Annotated in this window: 12 protein-coding genes; 7 read left to right on the top strand and 5 right to left on the bottom strand. The window is 68.9% G+C overall.

Annotated elements, in window-relative coordinates:
- Positions 1-40: 40 nt before the first annotated feature.
- Entirely contained in the window at positions 41-1,861 is a 1,821-nt protein-coding gene (gene glsA / locus JWS14_RS36880) for a glutaminase A (protein WP_206015384.1), read from the bottom strand.
- Positions 1,862-2,112: 251 nt separating this feature from the next.
- Between glsA and dxs the strand changes: the two genes are divergently transcribed.
- Entirely contained in the window at positions 2,113-4,062 is a 1,950-nt protein-coding gene (gene dxs, locus JWS14_RS36885; RefSeq protein WP_072942458.1) for a 1-deoxy-D-xylulose-5-phosphate synthase, read from the top strand.
- Positions 4,063-4,134: 72 nt separating this feature from the next.
- Here dxs and JWS14_RS36890 read toward each other — a convergent pair whose 3' ends face one another.
- Together JWS14_RS36890 and JWS14_RS36895 are read right to left on the bottom strand one after the other, a co-directional pair.
- Positions 4,135-5,532: a sugar porter family MFS transporter gene (locus JWS14_RS36890; RefSeq protein ID WP_072942317.1), complete on the bottom strand. Its 1,398-nt coding sequence runs from the start codon at positions 5,530-5,532 to the stop codon at positions 4,135-4,137.
- A 96-nt stretch (positions 5,533-5,628) separates the two neighbouring features.
- On the bottom strand, positions 5,629-6,648 hold the full coding sequence (locus tag JWS14_RS36895) for an iron-siderophore ABC transporter substrate-binding protein (protein WP_206015385.1): 1,020 nt from the start codon (positions 6,646-6,648) through the stop codon (positions 5,629-5,631).
- Between the two features lie 293 nt (positions 6,649-6,941).
- Here JWS14_RS36895 and JWS14_RS36900 point away from each other — a divergent pair, with 293 nt between their 5' ends.
- From JWS14_RS36900 to JWS14_RS36925, 6 genes are read left to right on the top strand one after another with little or no spacing between them, the layout of a single operon-like run.
- Complete coding sequence (locus tag JWS14_RS36900) at positions 6,942-7,721, top strand: GntR family transcriptional regulator (protein ID WP_072942313.1); 780 nt, start codon at positions 6,942-6,944, stop codon at positions 7,719-7,721.
- On the top strand, positions 7,718-7,945 hold the full coding sequence (locus JWS14_RS36905; RefSeq protein WP_005240903.1) for a 4Fe-4S dicluster domain-containing protein: 228 nt from the start codon (positions 7,718-7,720) through the stop codon (positions 7,943-7,945). Before JWS14_RS36900 ends, JWS14_RS36905 begins: the two co-directional genes overlap by 4 nt.
- A gap of 16 nt (positions 7,946-7,961) precedes the next feature.
- Positions 7,962-9,392 (top strand): ABC transporter substrate-binding protein, encoded by a 1,431-nt coding sequence (locus JWS14_RS36910; protein WP_206015386.1) that lies wholly within the window; start codon positions 7,962-7,964, stop codon positions 9,390-9,392.
- Positions 9,389-10,246 carry an ABC transporter permease gene (locus JWS14_RS36915; RefSeq protein WP_206015387.1) on the top strand — a complete coding sequence of 286 codons (858 nt, stop codon included), beginning with the start codon at positions 9,389-9,391 and terminating at the stop codon, positions 10,244-10,246. The genes JWS14_RS36910 and JWS14_RS36915 overlap by 4 nt, the downstream gene beginning before the upstream one ends.
- Entirely contained in the window at positions 10,243-11,022 is a 780-nt protein-coding gene (locus tag JWS14_RS36920; protein ID WP_206015388.1) for an ABC transporter ATP-binding protein, read from the top strand. The genes JWS14_RS36915 and JWS14_RS36920 overlap by 4 nt, the downstream gene beginning before the upstream one ends.
- Positions 11,022-13,721, top strand: a complete 2,700-nt coding sequence (locus tag JWS14_RS36925; RefSeq protein WP_206015389.1) for a fumarate reductase/succinate dehydrogenase flavoprotein subunit — start codon at positions 11,022-11,024, stop codon at positions 13,719-13,721. Before JWS14_RS36920 ends, JWS14_RS36925 begins: the two co-directional genes overlap by 1 nt.
- 51 nt (positions 13,722-13,772) lie before the next feature.
- On the opposite strand, the gene JWS14_RS36930 is transcribed toward JWS14_RS36925, so the two are convergent.
- The gene (locus tag JWS14_RS36930) at positions 13,773-15,881 is read right to left on the bottom strand and encodes a 3-hydroxyacyl-CoA dehydrogenase NAD-binding domain-containing protein (protein ID WP_206015390.1); all 2,109 of its coding nucleotides are present in this window, start codon (positions 15,879-15,881) and stop codon (positions 13,773-13,775) included.
- Entirely contained in the window at positions 15,882-17,090 is a 1,209-nt protein-coding gene (locus JWS14_RS36935) for a thiolase family protein (RefSeq protein WP_072942301.1), read from the bottom strand.
- Between the last annotated feature and the right edge of the window lie 128 nt (positions 17,091-17,218).

A 17,218-nucleotide genomic window follows, 5' to 3' on the forward strand; every position in this document is an offset into this window, starting at 1 on the left:
GATTTTTCCGGTTCGGGCAACGGGTTTTCCCGTGAGCCGGTCAGAGTCCGCCGCCCTGGCGCAGCAGCGCCCGCAGCATCACGTCGAGTTGCTCGTACGCGCCCGACGCGAGACGTTCGAGCAGCGCCAGCTTCAGTTTCGGTTCCTCCGAAGCCATTTCGGTGTAACGCTCGGTGGTCAGCACCGCAACCGTCACCTCGGTGTCGGCGCGGACGTCGTTGAGGAAACGGGAGTCGATCATCATCGTCATCTCCCCGAAGCTCATGCCGGCCGACAACGTCATGATCCGGTGCACCGCACCCGACTGGTCGGTGACCGTGGAACTGACGCTGCCGGACAGGATGAGGAACAGCCCGGCGGCCCGGTCGCCCCGGTGGATGACGAGGTCGCCGCGCGCATACGACTGGGTGACCAGATCGCGGGTGAACCGTTCGAGTTGCTTCGCGCTGAGGGTGGACAGCATGGGGTGCTCGGCGATCGTGACGGACGACGGCTGACGTGCCGTGCTGCAGTGCCGGTCGAGGAGGATGTCCTCACACCACTGCACGGCGGCATCCAGGTCGGCGAACACCCGGCCCGCCCGTCCCGACAGGTCGGAGCGGGTGTTGCCGAGCAGACCGGCCGGGTCGACGAACGCCAGCGCGCACCCGCTCTGTCCGAGGTCGGCCCGCAGGGTCTCGAACATCCGGCGTGCGACCCCGCTGACGTCGTCGACGCGCCGGACGTCGATCACCACCGCTTCGAGGTTCTCCTCGACGCCGCCGATCTCGCGGACGGCGCTCTCCGCGCCGGCGAACAGCAGATCCCCGTGCAGTTCGTAGATCCGGCTGCGCTTGCCGACGTCGTCGAGGGCGGCGCGCTCGGCGGGGGACCGCCGCATCCGGGACGGGGCGTCCGACACGGAGTACCGGGCGCGGACCGCGGAACGGGCGGCGCGGGTGACGTGCAGGAAGTGCAGTTCCAACTCGTTCGACAGGGCGCGGCACGACTCGACTCCGCGGACGCTGTTGCCGTGGGAGTCGAGGCGCGGCGAGTAGATCGCGATCCCGATCTGCCCGGGCAGGACGGCGAGCACGCCGCCTCCGACGCCGCTCTTGGCGGGCAGCCCGACCTCGTAGACCCATTTGCCCGCGGCGTCGTACATGCCGCACGTCGACATCACACTCAGGACCCGCTCGACCAGGGCCGGCTCGAGGACGGTCTCCTCGGTGACGGGATTGACGCCGTTGTTCGCCATCGTCGCCGCCATCAGGCTCAGGTCGCGGCACGTCACGTCGAGGGAGCACTGACGGAAGTAGAGATCGACCGCCTCGTCGGGGTCGCCGGTGATGATGTCGAACGAGCGCAGCATGTGGCCGATCGCCCGGTTGCGGTGCCCGCTCCGCGACTCGGACTCGTAGACCGCCCGGTTGAACGTCAGGTCCCGCCCTGCGTACCGGGAGTACGTGGACCGGATCCGCTCGAATCGCGTGTCCAGGTCCGGTCCGGCCACCAGCGACGTCGCAGTGATCGCCCCGGCATTGATCATGGGATTGCGGGGCCGTTCCGTCCGTGGGTCGAGGCTGATCTCGTTGAACGGTTCCCCGGACGGTTCGACGTCGATCTTCTCGGCGACGGCGGCGGACCCGCGATCGGCGAGCGCCAGGGCGTACGTGAACGGTTTCGAGATGGACTGGATCGTGAACGGCAGACGGGTGTCGCCGACCTCGTACACATAGCCGTCCACGGTCGCGACGCAGATGCCGAACGAGTCGGGGGCGACCGCGGCGAGCTCGGGAATGTAGTCGGCGAGCTGTCCGCCGCGGTTCTCCCGGGTCTCGGTGAAGACTTTTCCGATCAGCGCGTCCACGACGGTGCTCATGAGAAGACCCTAGAGGCTGCTCACGACGAAATCGGCTGTTCCGCCGGGTCCGCCCGGCGACACAATTGTGTGAAGCCGGTCACGGCTGTGGCCGGAATGCCCGAGGACGAAGCCGCACCACGCCGCCGCCGCGACCGGTACCGTGTGTTCCGCCCTTCCGCGGCTCCGTAGACTGGTTCCACTGTGACGTGACACGAAGCCACGTGGCAGAGGCACGCAAGGCAGCGTGCATCACGGAGGGAGCGATCTCGTTGGGTGTTCTTGCCCGTATCCAGACGCCTGACGATCTTCGTCAGCTGAATCCGGCGGAGATGAAGCAGCTCGCCGCGGAGATTCGTGAGTTCCTCGTGCAGAAGGTCGCGGCGACCGGCGGGCACCTCGGCCCCAACCTGGGCGTCGTGGAGCTGACCCTCGCGCTGCACCGCATCTTCGAGTCGCCGGCCGACCCGATCATCTTCGACACGGGCCACCAGGCGTACGTCCACAAGATCCTCACCGGCCGCAAGGACGATTTCGACTCGCTCCGCAAGCAGGGCGGCCTGTCGGGGTACCCGTGCCGGGCGGAGAGCGATCACGACTGGGTCGAGTCGTCCCACGCGTCGGCGGCGCTGTCGTACGCCGACGGCCTCGCAAAGGCCTTCGAACTGACCGGCCAGGCCCGGCACGTCGTCGCCGTCGTCGGTGACGGCGCCCTCACCGGTGGCATGTGCTGGGAGGCGTTGAACAACATCGCCGCGGGCAAGGATCGCTCGGTGGTCATCGTCGTCAACGACAACGGCCGCTCGTACGCCCCGACCATCGGTGGTCTCGCCGACCACCTCGCCGCCCTCCGGCTCCAGCCGGGCTACGAGCGGATCCTCGACAGCGGCCGGCGGATGGTGAAGAAACTTCCGTGGGTGGGACGCACTGCCTACTCGGTGCTGCACGGGATGAAGGCGGGACTCAAGGACGCCGTCGCCCCCCAGGTTATGTTCACGGACCTGGGCATCAAGTACCTCGGACCGGTCGACGGCCACGACGAGGCCGCGCTCGAATCCGCGCTGCGCCGCGCGAAGGCGTTCGGCGGTCCGGTCATCGTGCACGCCGTCACCCGCAAGGGCATGGGTTACGCGCCCGCCGAGAACCATGTGGCCGATCAGATGCACTCGACCGGCGTGATCGATCCGGTCACCGGTAAATCGGCCGGATCGGCGTCCGCCGACTGGACGTCGGTGTTCTCCGCCGAGCTGATCGACCAGGCTGGCCACCGTCAGGACATCGTGGCGATCACCGCCGCCATGGCGGGCCCGACCGGTCTCGCCGCGTTCGGCGAGAAATATCCCGACCGCATGTTCGACGTCGGGATCGCCGAGCAGCACGCCGTCACGTCGGCCGCTGGCCTGGCGCTCGGCGGCCTGCACCCGGTGGTCGCCGTCTATTCGACGTTCCTCAACCGTGCCTTCGACCAGTTGCTGATGGACGTGGCCCTGCTGAAGCTGCCCGTCACCCTCGTCCTCGACCGCGCGGGCATCACCGGCAGCGACGGCGCCAGCCACAACGGCATGTGGGACATGTCGCTGCTGGGCATCGTGCCCGGGATGCGGGTCGCGGCTCCCCGCGACACGGCCACCCTGCGGGAGGAACTGAGCGAGGCGCTGGCCGTCGACGACGGGCCGACCGCACTGCGCTTCCCGAAGGGCACGGTCGGTGACGACGTGCCCGCCGTGAGCCGGCTCGACGGCGTCGTCGACATCCTGCGCGCCCCCTCCGGTCGCAACGACGTGCTCATCGTGTCGGTCGGCGCGTTCGCCGGTCTCGCGCTCGCCGCGGCGGAACGTCTGGAACAACAGGGCATCTCGGCGACCGTCGTCGACCCGCGGTGGGTGCTGCCGGTCCCGGAGTCGCTGCTGAAGCTCGCCGAGGACTACACGATGGTGGTCACCGTCGAGGACAGCGGCCTGCACGGCGGTGTCGGGTCCACCGTGTCCGCCGCGCTGCGGTCGGCCGGGGTCGATGTGCCCTGCCGCGATCTCGGTGTTCCGCAACGGTTCCTCGACCACGCGTCCCGCGCGCAGATCCACACCGAGTTGGGACTCACCGCGCAGGACGTCGCCCGGCAGATCACCGGGTGGTTCGCCGGCCTCGGTAACGTGCGCCCCGGGCAGCAGAACGGTGTCGTCGCCGGCCTCGATGCGCAGCGCGCGGAGAACAGCGGCCAGTAGGACCGACCCCGTCCCACACGAGAAATCCGGCCGAATCACACTGTGATTCGGCCGGATTTCTCGGTACCGGGGTCAGGTGTGCATCTCCTCGAGCTCCATCCCTTTCGTCTCCCGGACCTTCGACCGGACGAAGAAGTAGGACAGCAGCGCGAAGAACGCGAACAGTCCGTACAGGAACCACAGCCCCACCGACCGGGTGAGCGGCGGGAACGCCAGTGTGACCGTAAAGTTCGCGATCCAGTTCGCCGCCGTGCTGATGCCGAGTGCGTAGGCGCGCATGTTGTTGGGGAACATCTCGCCCAGCATCACCCACATGACCGGGCCCCAGGTGGCGGCGAAGAAGATCACGAACAGGTTGGCGCCGATCAGCGCGACCGCCCCCCACGGGCTGGGGAGTGTGACGTCGTCGCCACTGCCCGTGGCCTGGGAGAAGGCGATTGCGGCCATGAGCAGGCTCGCGAACATCCCCAGCGAGCCGACCTCGAGGAGGATCTTCCGGCCGATCCGGTCGACGAAGAGGATGGCGACGAATGTCATACCGACGTTGATGATCGCGGTGATCACCGACGTGGTGAACGACTCGTTCTCGGTGAAGCCCACCGACTTCCAGAGCGTGGTGGAGTAGTAGAAGATCGCGTTGATGCCCACGAACTGCTGGAAGATGGCCATGAAGATGCCGACCCAGACGATCGGCTGCAGCCCGAACTTCGGGCCGCGAATGTCGTCGAACGACGCCGTCGATTCGTGGCGCAGGGTCAGCCGGATCTCGGAGACGCGCTCCTGCGGGTCGACTTCGCCGGTGATGTTCGCGAGGATGTCGGCCGCTTCCTGGTCGAGGTGCTTGCCCACGAGGTACCGCGGCGACTCGGGAATGAGCAGGGCGAGAATGCCGTACACGACCGCGGGGACCACACCGACGATGAACATCCAGCGCCAGGCCTCGAGGTTGAGCCACAGCTCTTCCGACGCGCCGCCCGCGGCGTTCTGCAGCACCGCGTCCGACAGCAGCGCGGCGAAGATGCCGAGAGTGATGGCCAACTGTTGCAGCGACGCCAACGCGCCGCGGTAGCGGGCCGGCGCGATCTCCGAGATGTACGTGGGCGCAATGACCGACGCGATACCGATGCCGAGACCGCCGAGGACGCGCCACAGCATCAGGTCGGGGACGCTGAACGCGAGACCGGACCCGAGCGAGGAGACGACGAACAGCACCGAGCCGAGCAGCATCACTTTCTTGCGGCCCCAGCGGTCGGCGAGGCGGCCCGCAAACCACGCGCCCACAGCACATCCGAGCAGCGCGATCGCCACGGCGAAGCCCGTGAAGAACGACCCCAGCTCGAAGTGGCCCTGGATGGAGTCGACGGCGCCGTTGATGACCGAGCTGTCGAAACCGAAGAGAAATCCACCCACCGCGGCGGCGACGGTGACGCCGATGACCTTCGCGGTGTGTCTTTCGGACATCTGCGTCATCGCATACCTGCTTTCGGCGAGCGTTCCTGATGCGGGCACAGCGGAAATTTGTGTCTCGGATTACGCTACGCTCGACACCGCCTGTCAGGCGGGAGTTCAGGCACCCGCTTTCTTCGCGGCCTCGCTCAGCTGAGGTGTCAGCTTGTCCAGAACCCACGGTGTCGCGAGAACGCTGGTCTGGCTGAGCCCCGAGATGATCTTCGTGTCCGACAGCGCGACCGCGGTTCCGCGCCCGATGGCACCGAGATTCGCGTAGGCCGGGTTCGCGGCGACGGTGGTGTTCTCCGGGACGAACGCGACCACGACGTCGGCGTCGACGTCGGAGATGTTCTCCACGGAGATGTCGGCGAAGAACTTGTCAGGATCGTTCGCCGCGGCCAGCTTCTGCACGCCGGGCGACACGGTGAAGCCGAGCTCGGTCAGCACCTGGACGCGGGGATCGGAGGGCATGTAGACGTTGACGGTCGCGGCGTCGGTGTCGAAGTTGACGACCGAGATCGTCTTGCCTGCGAACTCGGGATGCGCGGCGGCGGTCTGGGCGAGGGTGTCGTCGAGACCGGCGACCAGCTGCTCGGCCTCGGCACTCTTGCCGAGTGCCTGACCGACCAGTGCGGTCTGGTCCTGCCACGTGGTCTGCCACGCCTTGTCCGGGTACGCCACGGTGGGGGCGATTCCCGACAGTTTCTCGTACGTCGCCTCGTCGAATCCCTCGTACGGTGCGAGGACCACATCGGGCGCCAGCGCGGCGACGCCCTCGATGGAGGTGGACGTGGCCGCGTCGAGCAGCGTGGTCGCGGACGGGTCGAAACGGTCCTGCAGCCAGGGCATCACGCCGTTCGCCTCGGCGCCGTACGTGTATTTCGGCATGCCGACCGGTGTCTGGCCGAGGGCGTAGACGACGTCCTGGGCGTTCCATCCGAGGGTGACGATGCGTTCGGGTGCCGCGTCGAGCGTGGTCGATCCGAACGTGTTCGCGATCGTGACCGGGAATCCCTCACCGGACGCCTCGGTGCTGCCGCCGCCGCCGTCGCCGGACGAGCAGGCGGCGAGGAAGAGGGACGAACTGGCCACGGCGAGTGCGACGGCGAGCTGACGTCTGGCGGTGGGTGCGAACACGGCAACGACTCCTTCGGGACAAATATGGAAGGTAAGCCTAACCTAGAGTTGCGCGCTCGTTCGGCGGACGCCGCCACTTCGAATCACCGTGATTGGAATTCCCGGGCCCGCCGCCGCCTGGCGCATTACCCGGGCACTGCCGTGTTCGCGCTGGTGAGACGAGTCGCCGCCGGCGCGGACCCGGCCGATTCACCGAGGCGTCCGGGGGGCGTGTTCGCCGCGACTCCGGGCCCCGCGGACTGCCGTTAGCGTGTGTCTTCGTCCAGCTCACACGCACAATCGACGAAGGAACCATGGTGGTGAATCCGACTCCCCTCCCGACGGCGTCACGCAGTTCCCGTGCGGACCATGCGCGCAGATTCGCCGACCTGCTGCGGCAGCAGATCCACGCGGAGTCCTTCGCCGAGCGCGGATTGCCGTCGGAATCGGAGTTGGCCGCCGAGTTCGGCGTGTCGCGCAACGCGGTGCGCGACGGACTGGCGCTGCTGAAGCAGGAGGGGCTCATCGACCGCGCCCCCCGCGTGGGAACCCACGTGGCGCAGCGCAAGTACGACCACGGCCTCGACGCCCTGCTGGGGCTGAAGGAGACGCTGAAGGGGCACGGCGAGGTCCGCAACGACGTCCGCGCCGCCGTGGAGATCAGCCCGCCGCCCGCCGTCGCCCGCCGGCTGCAGCTGGAGCCGGGCGAACCCGCCGTGTACATCGAGCGGGTGCGCTACCTCGGAGACCTCCCGCTCAGCCTGGACCTCACCTACCTCGTCCCCGACATCGGCGCCGAGATCCTCGGCCGCGACCTCGAAACCAACGACGTGTTCGCGCTGATCGAGGAGGTCTGCGGTCAGCCTCTGGGTTCCGCCGATCTGGCGATCGAATCCGTCAATGCCGACGCGCACTCCGCCGCGAACCTCCAGACCCCCGAGGGCGCGGCGCTCCTGCTGCTCGAGCGCCTCACCCGGCTCGTCGACGGACGGCCGGTCGACCTCGAATACATCCGCATGCGCGGTGACCGGATCACCATGCGCAGCAACCTCGTCCGCAGACCCGACATCACGAACTGGGAGCTCACCTCATGACCTTGGTCAACCAACGCGCCGACGTACCCGTCACCATCGACGAGTCGCTGTGCATCGAGGGCTGCACCCTGTGCGTCGAGATCTGCCCACTCGATTCCCTCGCCATCAACCCGGAGAACGGCAAGGCGTTCATGCACGTCGACGAATGCTGGTACTGCGGCCCCTGCGCGGCGCGCTGCCCGACCGGCGCGGTCACCGTGAACATGCCGTACCTCCTCCGCTGAGCGAAAGACCACACAGATGAAGCGACGTTTCCCCACCTTCGCGATCGCCGCCGCGGCACTGACACTCGTGGCGACGAGTTGCTCCCTCGAACCGTCGGCCGGAAACGGCGACGCGGTCACCGTGGTGATCGGGTACCAGTCCAAGACGATCAACACCGTCACCGCCGGAACCCTGCTGCGGGCGCAGGGCTACCTCGAACAGCGTCTGCAGGACGTCACGGAACGGACCGGGACGAAGTACTCCGTCGAATGGCAGGACTACGACACCGGTGCGCCGATCACCGCCCAGATGGTGGCAGAGAAGATCGACATCGGATCGATGGGCGACTACCCGATGCTGATCAACGGCTCCCGAACCCAGGCGAACCCGCGCTCGAAGACGGAGATCGTCTCGGTGACCGGATACAACCCCGAGGGCGCGCTGAACATGGTGGTGGTGCCGCCGAACTCACCGGCGACCACGCTCGGCGACCTGGCCGGACAGAAGGTGTCCGCGAGCGTCGGCTCCGCGGGCCACGGCACCCTCGTCCAGGCACTCGACCGCGCCGGGATCGACCCGACCACCGGCGTCGAGGTCCTGAACCAGCAGCCGCAGGTCGGATCCTCGGCACTGGAATCCGGTCAGGTGGCCGCGTTGTCGCAGTTCGTCGCGTGGCCGGGACTTCTCGTCTTCCAGGACAAGGCGAAGCTGCTGTACGACGGCGCCGAACTGCACACCCCGACCCTGCACGGTGTGGTGGCCCGGGAGGCGTACGCGGACGAGCACCCCGAGGTACTCGACGCGTTCCTCCGGGCACAACTCGACGCCACCCGGTTCGTGCAGACTGAACCCCTCGAGGCGTCGCGGATCGTCGCCGACACCAGCGGGCTGCCGCAGGAGGTCGTGTACCTGTACAACGGCCCGGGCGGCACCTCGTTCGACACCACGCTCAAGCCCGGTCTGATCGGTGCACTGAAGAACGATGTGCCGTATCTGAAGTCGATCGGCGACTTCGCCGACCTCGACGTCGACGGTTTCGTGAACGACGCACCGCTGCGGTCGGCATTCGCGGCGGACGGGCAGGACTACGACACCACGCTCGCGTCCACCGCCAACCCCGCCGCCGTCACCGGTACCGACCCCGTGTGCGCCGCGCCCGCGAGCGACCCGGCATTGGCCGGGGAGGTGTGGTTCGACGGCACCGGCGAGACCCAGCCGGCCGCGAACCCGACCTGCCTGCTCCGGGCGGTGAAGCAGGCCCGCGCCGAGGGCCGCACCGTGCGCGCCGGCTACGTTCCCGACGCCGAACTGGGCACCCGATGGTTCGCGGACAAGGCCGTGTGGGTGCGCGACGGCGACACCTTCCTGCCGTTCACCACCGGCGCCGCGGCCGACCGCTACCTGAGGGCGCACCCGTCGGGGGCCGTGGTCACCTACGACCGCGCCGTCGAGGAGGTCCGGCCGTGACCACACTGGAACAACCGGAAGTCCTGTCCGACGCCGAAGGCGTTGTGGAAGAACATGATCCGGAGACCCGCCGACGATCGTCGCCGTGGCGGTCCCCGCTCGTGCGGGTCGCCTCGGTGCTGGCTGCGATCCTCGCGTGGCAGCTGCTCACCGCTTACGACGTCCGGTTGTGGCTGCGGTTCGACACGCTCCCCACCGTCACCGACGTGGTGTCCGCGTTCGGCACCCAGCTGCAGACCGATCTGTTCTACCTCGACCTCGGACAGTCGCTGATCCGCATTCTCAGCGGATTCGGACTCGCCACGGTTATCGGGGTGGCCACCGGAATCGCCCTCGGCAGATCGGAACTGTTCGCCGACGTCCTCGGCCCGCTGACCGAACTCGCCCGGCCGATCCCCGCCATCGCGGTCGTACCCGTCGCGATCCTGCTGTTCCCCAGCGACGAGGCGGGCATCGTGTTCATCACGTTCGTCGCCGCATTCTTCCCGATCATGGTGAGCACCCGGCACGCCGTCCGGGCACTGCCCACGCTGTGGGAGGACTCGGTGCGCACCCTCGGCGGCGGACGCTGGGACGTGCTGGCCAGGGTCGTGCTGCCCGGGATCCTGCCCGGCGTGTTCGGTGGACTGTCCGTCGGGATCGGGGTCGCCTGGATCTGTGTGATCTCCGCCGAAATGATCTCCGGCAGGCTCGGTGTCGGGTACCGCACCTGGCAGGCGTACACGATCGTCGACTACCCCGGCGTCTTCGTCGGCATGATCACGATCGGCATCCTCGGATTTCTCACGTCCGGGGCGGTCGAACTGCTCGGCAGGCGGGTCACCCGCTGGCTGCCACGAGGGGAGCGCGCATGACCGCCACCACCGGAACGTCCGTGGCCGCGGGCATGTCGCTAGTCCTCGATGACGTCACCCTGTCCTACACCGGGAAACCCGTCATCCGTTCGCTGTCGCTGACCGTGGTGCCCGGCGAGATCCTGGTGCTCACCGGACCTTCGGGGTGCGGCAAGTCCACCGTGCTCCGCGCATTGGCGGGGCTGCTGCCGCCCGATTCGGGGCGGGTCGTCGCCGACGGCGCCGCGGTGGAGTCGACCTCCCGGGACCGGGCGGTCGTCTTCCAGGACAACGCGCTCCTCCCGTGGCGCACCGTGCGCTCGAACATCGAACTGGCCCTCGCGCTGCGCGGCGAACCCCGCAAGGGGCGCCGTGAGACCGCCGACCGCTGGATCGCCGAGGTGGGTCTGACCGGGTTCGGCGACTACCTGCCGAAGAACCTGTCCGGCGGCATGCGCCAGCGGGTCCAGTTGGCGCGCGGCCTCGCCGGGGCGCCGCGGGCCGTGATGATGGACGAACCGTTCGGCGCCCTCGACACCCAGACCCGCGGCGTCATGCAGCGACTGCTCGTCGACACGTGGAGCACGCACCCGACGACGGTGGTGTTCGTGACCCACGACGTGGACGAGGCGGTGCTGCTCGGCGACCGGGTGGCGGTGCTGGGCCGGGCAGGTGAGCCGCTGCGGGCGCTCGTCGACATCCCGCACCCCCGCGACCGCGACCACCTCGACCATCCCGGCACCCGTGCCGCCCGCGCCGACGTTCTCGGCGCGCTGAACCACACTCCGGAGACCTGATGGACATCCCCGACCTCGCCGACACCGTCCGCCTCGACTGCGACGTCCTCGTCATCGGCGGCGGCACGGCAGGCACGATGGCGGCGCTGACCGCCGCCGAGAACGGCGCGAACGTGCTGCTGCTCGAGAAGGCGCACGTGCGCCATTCCGGTGCGCTCGCCATGGGGATGGACGGTGTCAACAACGCCGTCATCCCCGGCAAGGCCGAACCCGAGGACTACGTCGCCGAGATCACGCGCGCCAACGACGGAATCGTCAACCAGCGCACCGTATACCAGACGGCGACCCGCGGTTTCGCGATGGTGCAGCGCCTCGAGAAGTACGGCGTCAAGTTCGAGAAGGACGAGTACGGCGAATACGCGGTCCGCCGTGTGCACCGCTCCGGTTCGTACGTGCTGCCGATGCCCGAGGGCAAGGACGTGAAGAAGGCGCTGTACCGGGTGCTGCGGCAGCGGAAGATGCGCGAGAAGATCCGCATCGAGAACCGGCTGATGCCGGTCCGGGTCCTGACGGAGAACGGCCGGGCGGTCGGCGCCGCGGCGCTGAACACCCGCACCGGCGAGTTCGTCGCGGTCGGCGCGAAGGCGGTCATCCTCGCGACCGGCCCGTGCGGCCGGCTGGGGCTACCGGCGTCGGGGTACCTCTACGGCACCTACGAGAACCCCACGAACGCCGGCGACGGCTACTCGATGGCCTACCACGCGGGCGCCGAACTCAGCGGCATCGAGTGCTTCCAGATCAACCCCCTGATCAAGGACTACAACGGCCCGGCCTGCGCGTACGTCGCGAACCCGTTCGGCGGCTACCAGGTCAACGCCGAGGGGGAGCGGTTCGTCGACTCCGACTACTGGTCCGGGCAGATGATGAGCGAGGTCAAGAGCGAGATCGAATCCGCCCGCGGCCCCATCTATCTCAAGGTCAGCCACCTCCCGGAGGAAACCCTCGACACGCTCGAGTCGATCCTGCACACCACCGAACGCCCCACCCGTGGCACGTTCCACGCGAACCGCGGCCACGACTACCGCAGCCACGACATCGAGATGCACATCTCCGAGATCGGCTTGTGCAGCGGGCATTCCGCGTCCGGGGTATGGGTGGACGAGCACGGCGCGACCACCGTCCCCGGCTTGTACGCGGCAGGCGACCTCGCCTGCGTCCCCCACAACTACATGATCGGCGCATTCGTGTACGGCGACCTCGCCGGAGCGCACGCCACCGGCACCCTGCCCGGCGTCGAGGCGCCGGCCGCGCTGCCCGCAGAGCAGCTGGCCGCCGCGCACGAGCTGATCTACCGGCCGCTGCGCCACCCGGACGGGCCGCCGCAGCCGCAGGTCGAGTACAAGCTGCGCCGCTTCGTCAACGACTATGTCGCGCCGCCGAAGACGGCGACGAAGCTGTCGATCGCCGTCGAGACGTTCGAACGGATGGCGGGGGAGATCGCCGGGATGGGCGCGACCACCCCGCACGAGCTGATGCGCTGCGCGGAGGTCACGTTCATCCGGGACTGCGCGGAAATGGCGTCCCGCAGCTCCCTCACCAGAACCGAAAGTCGCTGGGGGCTCTACCACGAACGCGCGGATCTCCCGGAGCAGCGGGACGACGAATGGGGATACCACCTGAATCTGCGGCGCGGTGAGAACGGCGACATGGAATTCCTCAAGCGCCCCGTGGAACCGTACTTCGTGCCGGTGCCCGGACTCGATTCCCTTCCGCCGGTGGACCGGACGGTCGTACCCGTCGCGCAGCCGCCGCTGGTCGGCGGGCGGGCCCCGGTGGAGGAGCGCTCGCGCATCGCGGCGCCGGTCCGGCAGGAGCCGTCGTCGCCGGCCATCGTCGCGGTCCTCGGACTCGACGCGCCGAGCGTCGCCGAACTCGCACCGTATCTGGGCGACGCCGACCCGCAGGTCCGGGTCACGGCACTCTCGGTGCTGACCGAAGGAACCCCCGACGGATTCGGGGCGGCTCTCGTCGACGCCCTCGGCGACGCTGCGGTGACGGTGCGCCGCGCCGCCGCCGACGGCCTGCGCGAACTCGTCGAGGTGCTGCCGTCCGCCGACGGACTGGCCGATCACCTGGGGTCGGGTGACGCCGTGGTCCGGGCCGCCGTGATCGACGTATTACGCGCTCTGCACGCAGGTTCGGCGGAGCAGTTCCTGGCGGCACTGTCCGACGGCGATCACCACGTCCGGATCGAAGCGGTGCGGGCGCTGGTGTCGCTGGACCGGTGGGAGTCGGTGGCGGCGGGGGCGCACGACGAGAACCGCGAAGTGCGGATCACCGTCGCGCACGGACTGGCCACCATCGGAATCGGCGGTGTCGACACGGTGCGCTCACTGGCCGGCGACCGCGATCCGCTGGTGCGCGCCGCCGCGCTGACGGCGTTCGCGAGCCTGGGCTGCAGCGGAGACGACGTGACCCTCGCGGTGGCGGCGTTGCGGGAGTCGGCCTGGCAGATCCGGCAGGGCGCCGCGCGGGCACTCGCCGGAGCGGACCCCGAAGTCGCGGTGCCCGCGCTGGCGGACGCCCTGACGGATGCGCACCTCGACGTGCGCAAGGCCGCCGTCCTCGCACTCGGCCGGTGGTCCGGCGACCGCGCCGCCGTCGGCGCGCTCACCACTGCACTCGACGACACGGACGCCGACGTGCGGGCCTACGCCCGCCAGGCCCTCGTCGCCGCAGACCCCGTCCCCGTTCCCTGAGCACGTGAGTGGCGATGTGTGCCGGGGCACACATCGCCACTCACGTGGGGGTCAGACGCTCGCGACGCCCGGCGCCAGGAACCGCTTGCCGTTGACGGCCTCGGACGTGCCGGTGCGGTCCAGGTACGGCGTGATGCCGCCGTTCCAGAAGCCGAACCCGCCGCCGAGGATCAGGCAGAGATCGATGTCCTCGGCCGCCGCGACGACGCCCTCGTCGAGCATGATCTGGATCTCCTCGGCGAACGCGCGCCGCGTGCGATCGAGGACCTCCGCGGACGTGGACGCCGTGTCGCCCTGCTTCCACAGCGTCGCGACCTCGGGGTCGACGACCTGCGTGCCGTCGGCGCCGTAACTCCACACCGCCGGCTTCTTCGCCTCGACGAGCGCCTCGAGCCCGGGGGAGTTGTGGAACCGCTCCGGGTACGCCGCGGCGAGGGTCTCGCCCGTGTGCAACGCGACCGCCGGACCGACGAGCGCCAGCAACGTGAACGGGGTCATCGGCATGCCGAGTTCGGCGATGGCGTTGTCGGCCACCTCGAACGGGGTTCCCTCGTCGACCGCGTTCATGACCTCACCGAGGGTGCGGATCAGGAGCCGGTTGAAGACGAACCCGGGCAGGTCGGCGGAGCCGACGGCCGACTTCTTCAGCGCCCTGGCGGTGGCGAATGCCGTTGCCAGGGTGGCGTCGTCGGTCTTCTGGCCCTTGATGACCTCGAGCAGCGGCAGCACGGCGACCGGGTTGAAGAAGTGGAAGCCCACCACCCGCTCGGGGTGCTTCAGGTCCGCGGCCATCTCGGTGATCGACAGCGAGGACGTGTTGGTGGCGAGGACCGTCTCGGGGGCGATGTGCTCCTCGAGTTCCACGAAGATCTTCTTCTTCAGGTCGAGGTTCTCGAACACCGCCTCGATCACGAAGTCGGTGTTCGCGAACGCCGCCTTGTCGAGCGACCCGGACACGAGTGCCTTGAGACGGTTGGCGGCGTCGGGGGACAGCCGGCCCTTGCCCTGCAGCTTGTCGATCTCGCCGTGGACGTAGCCGACACCCTTGTCGATGCGCTCCTGGTCGATGTCGGTGAGGACGACCGGCACCTTCAGCTGGCGGACGAACAGCATCGCGAGCTGGCTGGCCATCAAACCGGCCCCGACGATGCCGACACCGGTGACCTTGCGCGCGAGCGACTTGTCCGGTGCGCCCGCGGGCCGCTTGGCCCGCTTGTTCACCAGGTCGAACGCGTACAGCCCCGCGCGGAGTTCGTCGGCGAGCAGCAGGTCGGCGAGCGCCTCGTCCTCGGCGGCGAAGCCCTTGTCGAGCGACGCCGGGTCGGTGAGATCGGTGGTCCGGGCCAGCTCGAGGAGTTCGACGGCCTTGACCGGTCCGGGTGCGTTGTTCTTGGTCTTGCCCTCGACGATTGCCTTCGCGCGGGCGATCGCGTCGTCCCAGCCCTTGCCCCGGTCGATCTCGGGACGCGCGGGGGTGATCTCGCCGGCCAGGACCTGCGCCGCCCAGGCGAACGACTGCTCGAGGAAGTCGGCCGAACCGAACACCGCGTCGACGACGCCGAGTTCGAGGGCCTTCTTCGGGGTGAGCGTCCGGTTCTGGTTCAGCGCGTTCTCGAGGACGACGGTGACCGCGTTCGAGGGACCGATGAGGTTGGGCAGCAACTGCGTTCCGCCCCAGCCCGGCACCAGCCCGAGAAATGTCTCGGGCAGACCCAGCGCGCCGGCGCTCTCGGAGGCGGTGCGGTAGTGGCTGTGCAGCGCGACCTCGAGGCCGCCGCCGAGCGCGACGCCGTTGACGAATGCGAATGTCGGCACGGACGATTCGCGTAGCCTGCGGAACACCTTGTGCCCGAGGCGGCCGAGTTCGAGCGCCTGGTCCCGGTTCGTGATGCTCGGAACACCCTTGAGATCCGCGCCGGCGGCGAAGATGAAGGGTTTGCCGGTGATCGCGATCGCGACGGGGTGGGCGGCGAACGCCTCGTCCAGGGCCGCGTCGAGGGCCGCCAGGCCACCCGGGCCGAACGACGACGGCTTGGTGTGGTCGAAACCGTTGTCGAGGGTGATCAGCGCGACCGGGCCCTCGATGCCCGGTACCGCGACGATCTTGGTGTACGCGTTGGTCACGACCTCGTCGGCGAATGCCGTTGCAATGTCGGTCATCTACTTGGCTCCATCGAAGTTCGGGTTCTCCCAGATCACGGTTCCGCCCATGCCCAGACCGATGCACATCGTGGTCAGGCCGTAGCGGACGTCGGGGCGCTGGGCGAACTGGCGGGACAGTTGGGTCATCAGGCGGACGCCGGAGGACGCGAGGGGGTGGCCGCACGCGATGGCGCCGCCCCACTGGTTGACTCGCGGATCGTCGTCGGCGATGCCGTAGTGCTCGAGGAATGCGAGGACCTGGACGGCGAACGCCTCGTTGATCTCGAACAGGCCGATGTCCTCGATCTTCAGACCGGTGCGGCCCAGCAGTTTCTCGGTGGCGGGCACCGGTCCGATGCCCATCACCGCGGGGTCGACGCCCTGGAACGCGAATCCGACCATGCGCATGCCGATCGGCAGCCCGAGTTCGAGCGCGGTGTCCTCACCGGCGAGGAGAGCGGCCGTGGCGCCGTCGTTCAGGCCGGCCGCGTTGCCTGCGGTGATACGGCCCGCGGGACGGAACGGCGTCTTCAGCTTCGCGAGGTCCTCGAGGGTGGTGCCCGGACGCGGCGGCTCGTCCTCGGTGGCCAGCCCCCAGCCCGCGGCGGAGCGGGTGGCGACGGGCACGAGGGTGTCGGCGATGAAGCCGGCCTTGCGGGCGGCCTCGTACTTGTTCTGGCTGGCGACGGCGTACGCGTCGGTGCGGTCCTTGGTGATGCTCGGGAACCGGTCGTGGAGGTTCTCGGCCGTGTTGCCCATGACGAGTGCGCTGGGGTCGACGAGGCGGTCGGCCAGGAACCGGGGGTTCGGGTCGGCGCCCTCACCCATCGGGTGGTGGCCCATGTGCTCGACGCCGCCGGCGATCACCACGTCGTACTGGCCGAAGCCGATGCCCGAGGCGGTGGTGGTGACGGACGTCATGGCGCCGGCGCACATGCGGTCGATGGCGAAACCGGGGACCGTCTCGGGGAGCCCGGCCAGGATCGCGGACGTGCGGCCGATGGTGAGGCCCTGGTCGCCGGTCTGCGTGGTCGCGGCGATGGCGACCTCGTCGATGCGCGCGGGGTCGAGTTGCGGATTGCGGCGAAGCAGCTCACGGATGGTCTTGACGACGAGGTCGTCCGCGCGGGTCTCCGCGTACATGCCCTTGGGGCCGGCCTTGCCGAACGGAGTGCGGATGCCGTCGACGAAGACGACGTTGCGTTGAGTTGTGGTGGATGGAGCCACGCGAATTCCTCCTGATGGAGCAGTTTGGTTCCGGATCACGGCCAGGCGTCCGGCCTCCAGACCAGCGTACCCCTACCGTTACTCGCGGGTAACTTAATGGGTACCTCATCGGGAATTCACGCGCTCAC

This window comes from Rhodococcus koreensis, assembly GCF_017068375.1.
Classification (GTDB): Bacteria; Actinomycetota; Actinomycetes; order Mycobacteriales; family Mycobacteriaceae; genus Rhodococcus_F; species Rhodococcus_F koreensis.

Excerpts from the sequence above, each read along its gene's own strand:
- glsA (WP_206015384.1), bottom strand. The coding sequence starts at position 1,861 with ATGAGCACCGTCGTGGACGCGCTGATCGGAAAAGTCTTCACCGAGACC.
- JWS14_RS36925 (WP_206015389.1), top strand. The coding sequence starts at position 11,022 with ATGGACATCCCCGACCTCGCCGACACCGTCCGCCTCGACTGCGACGTC.
- JWS14_RS36910 (WP_206015386.1), top strand. The coding sequence starts at position 7,962 with ATGAAGCGACGTTTCCCCACCTTCGCGATCGCCGCCGCGGCACTGACA.
- JWS14_RS36900 (WP_072942313.1), top strand. The coding sequence starts at position 6,942 with ATGGTGGTGAATCCGACTCCCCTCCCGACGGCGTCACGCAGTTCCCGT.
- JWS14_RS36930 (WP_206015390.1), bottom strand. The coding sequence starts at position 15,881 with ATGACCGACATTGCAACGGCATTCGCCGACGAGGTCGTGACCAACGCG.
- JWS14_RS36920 (WP_206015388.1), top strand. The coding sequence starts at position 10,243 with ATGACCGCCACCACCGGAACGTCCGTGGCCGCGGGCATGTCGCTAGTC.
- JWS14_RS36890 (WP_072942317.1), bottom strand. The coding sequence starts at position 5,532 with ATGACGCAGATGTCCGAAAGACACACCGCGAAGGTCATCGGCGTCACC.
- JWS14_RS36905 (WP_005240903.1), top strand. The coding sequence starts at position 7,718 with ATGACCTTGGTCAACCAACGCGCCGACGTACCCGTCACCATCGACGAG.